This is a genomic window from Mycobacterium sp. SMC-21 (assembly GCF_045310825.1).
In the GTDB taxonomy this organism is placed as follows: domain Bacteria; phylum Actinomycetota; class Actinomycetes; order Mycobacteriales; family Mycobacteriaceae; genus Mycobacterium.
The window spans coordinates 1-6,328 of sequence record NZ_JBJIAO010000072.1 but is presented as its reverse complement, the minus strand read 5'-3'; the positions used below and the strand labels follow the sequence as shown (position 1 = coordinate 6,328).

Here is a 6,328-nt window from a genome sequence, read left to right as displayed (position 1 = left end):
TGCCATGGGGACATCCTTCCAGCCCGCCCATGCTGGGCAAGCCAACTCAGATGTCACCTATTCGTGCAGCAGACCCGATGCCATACACGACCTAATCGAACGGGAGCCAGCATGAACAGGCCCTGCCTAGGATGCGGACGCCTCATCAGCGCGGGGAGCAGATGCAGCAAATGCACGCCACAACGCGCACCACGCAGCACCGCACACGCAGGTAGCGACTGGCGCTGGCGCAAACTCTCAGCAGCACAACGCAAACGCGTCCCATTCTGCGAACTCGCACTACCGGGATGCCGACGCAAAGCCGAGACGGCCGACCACATCATTCCGGTCAGCGAAGCACCAGAGCTGGCACACAACGAGCTGAACATCCGAAGCGCATGCCGGCCATGCAACGCCCAACGCGGCGACACATGCACCGAGGCTGAACGCCAACAGGTTCGAGCCGCCATCGCAGCACGCAAGCAACGATGGACCAACTACATGGACGCTACAAGCACCTGACGGCCCGCTACTTCTTAACGCGGTTCAGCCACTCGCGCATGTCCTCCGGGCCATCCGGACCGTCCGAGCGGTTGCCGCGCCGCAGGGCCGGCACTTCGTTCGTCAACTTGCACTGCCAGCACTCAAACTCGGCGTCGCTCTTAGGGACGTTCTGGACGGCATTGCACCGCACGCAACTAACGCTGCGCATTCCCAACGGCGCCAGCGGTGCTTGCCGTGGCAGTACGGCGATGATCACGAGGCCGATCACGCCGAGCAACAGGCCGAGGACGAACCAGCCGAGCCTGCTGCGGTTCTTCGAGCCAGCGATAACGGCCGAGGCGATACCGCACAGAACCCAGATCACGAGGAGCATTTCCACGGTCGTACATTCTCACGCCGCGTTCGTCCTCACGCCGAATTCGGAAGGCAACGCGCTGACCAGCGGAAACGTCGCCGATCCGAGCCCCCGGGGAGAGGCCCCGACCGGCGATGATCCTCACCTCGATCAGCCAGCACAGGGACGAATTATTTACGCCGTGTTCTCGTCGCCCTGCATCCGCTTGCGCGTCGGTTTCAATTGCCGGTTCATCTCGTCGTTCGAGAAGCCGAGGCGTGCATTGTCGTTCTCGTACTCGTCCTCGTACCCACGGCGATATGACTCGATGTACTTCGCCATTCGAATCCTTCGGATGTAGTCCTCGCCGGCCATCTTCGCTAGTTCCGGCCGGAGCAGTTCCTCCTGCCACGGCCTGACTATCGCAGCTCCGCGTCGTAGGTTGAGGCCGAGCTTCTTTGCGGCGATGTCAGCGTCAAGCGTCTTTAACCCGTACTCGGCAGCGAGGCGAATGAGTGTCAGCGGGCGTTGTGTCATTGAGCACACCGGTTTCTGTCGGTTGAGGCAGAAACGCGCAGGTCGGTGGCAGTTATGGCGCTTCGTCGCGTACGCCGAAGTTAGCCGAAGTCAAGTGCGACAACAGCATCGGCGGTTAGGCTCGAATCGTTATTGGGAGATAACACGCTGAGCCCTGACGGAGCACCGTTCTGTCAGGGCTTTTGCGTTCCCGGACCAAACGGTAGTTCGGTCGCTACTCATCATCCCACGTTCCCGCGACAAACGAACGTGTGTTCGTGTGACGACTAAGTCACTGCCAATTTGTGGCCCATGTCACATCAAACAACTGAATATCGAATGGGGGTGACCCTTGCGCCGTGGACCAAAAGGCGACGTAGACGAGTCGCCCCTGCCGTGGAGACCACGCAAGACCGGCGTAGAGCGCTTCGAAGCGTTCGTATCCAAATACTTAGTAGTGCCGAAGGGCAACGGCGCTAACAAGCCGATGCGTTTGCGTCCCTGGCAAGTCGAGATGCTGCGTCCGTTTCTGGACCCGGACCCGCGTCCCGTTGTCGGCGCCATCATGGGGCCACGTGGACTAGGCAAGACAGGCATCTTTGCCGCGCTCGGCCTATACGAGTTGTTCACAGGTCCAGACGGCAACGAGATTCCGATTGTCGCGGTAGACGAACGCATGGCGGGCCGGCTCCTGACGCCGGCCGCGCAGATGGTCGAGCTGAACCCCGAACTCGCATCGCGTGCCGTGGTGTACCGCGACCGCATTGAGGTACCGGGCAAGCGTTCGACGTTGACGGCTCTACCGGCCGAGGCCAAGCGCATCGAGGGTTTGGGCACGTGGACGCTGGCACTGGCTGACGAGTTGGGCGAGATTGACCCGGACACGTGGTCAACACTGCTGCTCGGCGCCGGCAAGCTCGACAACGCAATGGCGTTGGGCATCGGTACCCCCCCGAACCGTGAAACGTCGGTTCTGACAGACCTTCGGGACGCCTGCCGCGCCAACCCGGACGACAAGACCATGGCGTTTGTCGAGTTCAGCGCCGATGGTTTCGAACATCACCCGGCCGCGTGTGTCCACTGCCTTGAGCTGGCTAACCCACAGCTTGACGACCTGCTGAGCAGGACTGCCGCGACCGCAATGCTCAAACAGACCACCGAAGGCGAATACCGCCGCAAGAGGCTGTGCCAGGTCGTGGTCAGCAACGAGTCACCATTCCTCACCGCCGACGAATGGGACGACCTAAATACCGGCAAGGGTGTCCCAGACTGCGCCGAGGTCGTGATTGCCGTGGATGCCAGCCTGAAGGACGACAGCACGGCTCTTGTCGTCGGCACCCTGGCGGCGCGTCCGCATTTCGACAAGTTGGCGGTCTGGGAGAAACCACAAGGTGACGACAGCTGGCAGGTAGACATTCTGGCTGTAGAGCAGACATTGCGAGACGCTACGAAACGGTGGCGAGTACGCGAGATTGCTTATGACCCTGCGTATTTCACACGGTCCGCTCAAGTGCTCGCGGCCGAGGGTCTGCCGTTGGTCGAGTTCAGTCAGTCACCGCCGCGCCAGACAGCGGCGACGAATGACCTGCATACCGGCGCCGTGGGCGGCCTATTCACGCATTCGGGCGACCCGGACCTACGCCGGCATGTTCTCGCGGCCACCGTCAAGGAATCCGATAAGGGCATCCGGCTCGCGAAAACGTCACGGTCGCGGCACGCACCGAAGATCGACCTTGCTACGGCGCTGATGATGTGCCACTCACGGGCCACGTGGTTGGCGTCCCAGAAGCAACCGAGCCGCCGCGTCTATTCCTTCAGAAGCTAAACACCTTGTACACCAAAATGATTGGTGCCTGACAACTGAATATCGAGAGTTCCAATTTTGAACACAGACCTACTTGTTGACCTGCTCATGCAGCTCGACGCGCCGCAGTCGCGCTATCAAGAGCTGGAGAACTACTACGAGGGCAAGCAGCCCTTGGCTTTCCTGTCCAACGATGCCCGTAAGGCGCTGGACAACCGTTTCGCCCGGATGGCATCGAACATTCCACGCTTGGCCGTCGCCAGTCTTGCCGAGCGCCTGCGGATCACCGGCTTTACCGGCGCCGATGTGTGGGCCGATTGGGTTCGCAACGATCTTGACCAGCTCTGCATGTCCGCACACCGTGACGCGTTGCTGTACGGGTCAGCGTTCGTTGTGGTGTGGGCCGGCATGGACGGCCAGCCGCAAGTGTCTATCGAGTCGCCGAAGCAAATGCAGGTCGCCCGCGACCCCGGATCGCGGGAGATTACGGCAGCGGTAAAGCGTTGGCGCACAAAGACTCAGACGTTTTCCGTGCTGTATCTGCCTGACCGCATTGAACGCTACGTGGCGCCGACTGCAGGTCTCCCGACTGCGGGGTTTGAGCTGGTCGAAACACTTGATAACCCGCTGGGCGTGGTGCCGGTGGTCGAGCTGAAGAACGTTGACCGCATCGACATTGCTGAGCCGTGGAGCAACTTCCAGATGTTCGCGCCGGGGCTATCGGAGATTGATGACCTGAAGCCGCTGGTGGACGGCCTGAACAAGGTTCTGACGGACATGCTTACGACGAGTGAGTATGTGGGCCGGCCGCGTCGGTGGGCTACGGGCATCGAAGCGGTGGAACGGCCCGTACTTGATGCGCAGGGCAATCCCGTACTTGATGGTGGCGGCGCTCCGCTGATGGAGACTGTCAATCCGATTCCCGAGGGTGACCGGATGATGCTGGCCGAGAATCCGGGTACCAAGTTCGGGCAGCTCGACGCCGCCGACCTATCCCACTACGAGAAGGCCGTAGGTGTCCTACTCGGCCAGATCATGGCCGTCTCTGCGCTGCCTGCCCACTACGTCGGGATCACCACGGCCAACCCGGCGTCGGCGGATGCGATGCGCGCTGCGGAGGCCAGCCTGACGGCACGGGCCGAAGCGCGTCAACTGGTGTTCGGCCGTGGTTGGGAAACCGTCGCCAAGCTGATGGTTGCCGTCCGCGATGGCGCCCCTGTTGCCGACGTTACGGTGCGGATTCAGTGGGCGGATGCGTCTACCCGCTCGGTAGCGCAGGAAGCAGACGCCATGGTGAAGCTGCACGCGGAGAAGATTCTGTCTCGCGCTGCGGTACTCCGCGCAATGGGTTACACCGACGATGAAATCGACCGGATCAATTCGGAGATTAATTCCGAGACATTGAACGCTGATCCAACGGCGGTCATTTACGGCCGGCAGACGTATCTGAATCCAGACACGATTGCCGCTGTGGACAAAGCCGCAACTGATTACAGAAAGAGTGCATAAAATCATGAGTGAAAGTGTGCAGGCTGACCCTGCTAGCGGAACCATGGATAACAATGGGCCAGATTCGGCGCAGACCGTCGAAAATGATCCGACTGAGGTAACCACTGCCGACAACGTCGAAAATGCGCCCACGGACCAATCGGAGCCGTTTCCCGCGCACGTTGTGAAAGAACTGCGCGACGAGAACGCCAAGTATCGACTGCGTGCCAAAGAAACCGCTGAGAAACTGCACACCGAGCTAGTCCGGGCGACTGGCCTGCTGGCGGACCCAACGGACTTGCCGTTTAACGAGGATCACTTACATGACCCGAATGCCCTGGTGGCGGCGGTCGAGCAGTTGGTTACCGCTAAGCCGCACCTCAAGGCGCGCCGGGTGACCGGTGATGTCGGCCAAGGCCAACGCGACGCCGGCAGTGGTGAATTCGATCTAGCCGCATTCCTGCGGTCAAAGGTGTAAGTGCCGTCCAGGTGGCGGCAATAACCGCCAATCAAACTAATAACTGAATACTAATTTCATAGAGGACACAACTTAATATGGCTATTGAGACTGTTTTGTCTAATCCAACACTGATCCAGTCAAAGGTTTCAGCGCTTCTTACACAGCCTTTGCAGCAGGCATCGACGTTTTTGGCCGCCGGCCCGAAGATCGAAGATTCGTCTGTACCGGTGCGTTTTCCGCGTATCGCAAACGGCACCAACGCCGGCTTTGTCGCCGAAGGTGACACCATTCCTGACGGCGACGTGGCATTCGATGAAATCGCACTAATGCCATCCACGCTGAAGTCAATCAAGGTGTGGCTGCCATTCACCAACGAACTGTTGCGCCAGTCGGCGGTAGCCGGTCTGGACGCCGTGCTCAAGCAGCGATTGATCACAGATGTCGCGTACGCGCTCGATAACGCGCTGTTCACCGGTACCGGTACCGCGAACACCGTCAAGGGCATCGTCAATCAGACCGGTGTACAGGCCAGCCCGCTCGACGTGACCGAGCCCAACAGCTTGTTGGACGCGATCGCGCTGACGCACGCGGCGAACGTCGTTCCGAACCGGTGGTTTATGAATCCGACCGACTACGTGGCGCTGCGCAAGCTGAAGTCAACAACCAAGGAATACATCTTTGACGATGATTCGCAGGGCATGCACGCCGACACTGTGTACCAGTTGTTCGGTATCCCGGTCACGGTCACCAACGCGCTGCCGGTCGGTAAGGCGATCTTGGCGGACATGAACTACGTGCAGGTTGTCCGTGATCTGGACAGCTCGGTTTACGTTTCTACCGACGCGCTGGCCAAGCAGGACAGCCTGGCTATCCGTGTCGTGACGCGCTATGACATGGGTCTGTTGCAGCCGGCGGCGGTTGTGGTGCTGACCAAGGCGCCGTAATCGTGGCGACGCCGACAAGTGCTGATCTTGCGGCGTTCACCGGCAAGGAGCTGAACAGCGATCAGGCCACGGCAGTAATCACTCTGGTTACCGCTCTGGCCGGGTCGTACACACGCGGCAACGGATTCACAGCAGGGGAACCCAACGAGGCAGTTGGTGCCGTGATCCTGTCCGCGTCAGCTCGCCTTGTCGAAGACACGTCGCAGATCGTTCAAGACAGAAGGAGCAATGATCAGAACCTGTGGATGAGCCTCGGCGAGGCGGCGTAGGAAAGGGCGCACCTTCCCGAGGATGATCTG

At 60.4% G+C, this 6,328-nt stretch carries 8 protein-coding genes; 6 read left to right on the top strand and 2 right to left on the bottom strand.

Features of this window, described 5'->3' with window-relative positions; translation table 11 throughout:
* Positions 1–111: 111 nt before the first annotated feature.
* On the top strand, positions 112–501 hold the full coding sequence (locus ACJH6H_RS29320) for an HNH endonuclease (protein ID WP_406776347.1): 390 nt from the start codon (positions 112–114) through the stop codon (positions 499–501).
* Between the two features lie 7 nt (positions 502–508).
* Here the strand turns inward: ACJH6H_RS29320 and ACJH6H_RS29315 are convergent, their stop codons facing one another.
* Both ACJH6H_RS29315 and ACJH6H_RS29310 read right to left on the bottom strand, forming a co-directional pair.
* Positions 509–862: a hypothetical protein gene (locus ACJH6H_RS29315; protein ID WP_406776346.1), complete on the bottom strand. Its 354-nt coding sequence runs from the start codon at positions 860–862 to the stop codon at positions 509–511.
* Positions 863–1,012: 150 nt separating this feature from the next.
* The gene (locus ACJH6H_RS29310; RefSeq protein WP_406776345.1) at positions 1,013–1,354 is read right to left on the bottom strand and encodes a hypothetical protein; all 342 of its coding nucleotides are present in this window, start codon (positions 1,352–1,354) and stop codon (positions 1,013–1,015) included.
* 436 nt (positions 1,355–1,790) lie between these two features.
* Here ACJH6H_RS29310 and ACJH6H_RS29305 point away from each other — a divergent pair, with 436 nt between their 5' ends.
* The 5 genes from ACJH6H_RS29305 to ACJH6H_RS29285 all read left to right on the top strand — a co-directional run bounded on the left by ACJH6H_RS29305 (position 1,791) and on the right by ACJH6H_RS29285 (position 6,298).
* Positions 1,791–3,158: a terminase gene (locus tag ACJH6H_RS29305; protein WP_406776344.1), complete on the top strand. Its 1,368-nt coding sequence runs from the start codon at positions 1,791–1,793 to the stop codon at positions 3,156–3,158.
* An 87-nt stretch (positions 3,159–3,245) separates the two neighbouring features.
* On the top strand, positions 3,246–4,646 hold the full coding sequence (locus ACJH6H_RS29300; RefSeq protein ID WP_406776343.1) for a phage portal protein: 1,401 nt from the start codon (positions 3,246–3,248) through the stop codon (positions 4,644–4,646).
* A gap of 4 nt (positions 4,647–4,650) precedes the next feature.
* A complete protein-coding gene (locus ACJH6H_RS29295) occupies positions 4,651–5,103 on the top strand; it encodes a hypothetical protein (protein ID WP_406776342.1) in 453 nt (150 codons plus the stop codon).
* A gap of 77 nt (positions 5,104–5,180) precedes the next feature.
* Positions 5,181–6,029 carry a phage major capsid protein gene (locus ACJH6H_RS29290; protein WP_406776341.1) on the top strand — a complete coding sequence of 283 codons (849 nt, stop codon included), beginning with the start codon at positions 5,181–5,183 and terminating at the stop codon, positions 6,027–6,029.
* A gap of 2 nt (positions 6,030–6,031) precedes the next feature.
* Positions 6,032–6,298 carry a hypothetical protein gene (locus ACJH6H_RS29285; protein WP_406776340.1) on the top strand — a complete coding sequence of 89 codons (267 nt, stop codon included), beginning with the start codon at positions 6,032–6,034 and terminating at the stop codon, positions 6,296–6,298.
* Positions 6,299–6,328: the final 30 nt, after the last annotated feature.

Excerpts from the sequence above, each read along its gene's own strand:
- ACJH6H_RS29300 (WP_406776343.1), top strand. The coding sequence starts at position 3,246 with ATGCAGCTCGACGCGCCGCAGTCGCGCTATCAAGAGCTGGAGAACTAC.
- ACJH6H_RS29310 (WP_406776345.1), bottom strand. The coding sequence starts at position 1,354 with ATGACACAACGCCCGCTGACACTCATTCGCCTCGCTGCCGAGTACGGG.
- ACJH6H_RS29290 (WP_406776341.1), top strand. The coding sequence starts at position 5,181 with ATGGCTATTGAGACTGTTTTGTCTAATCCAACACTGATCCAGTCAAAG.
- ACJH6H_RS29320 (WP_406776347.1), top strand. The coding sequence starts at position 112 with ATGAACAGGCCCTGCCTAGGATGCGGACGCCTCATCAGCGCGGGGAGC.
- ACJH6H_RS29295 (WP_406776342.1), top strand. The coding sequence starts at position 4,651 with ATGAGTGAAAGTGTGCAGGCTGACCCTGCTAGCGGAACCATGGATAAC.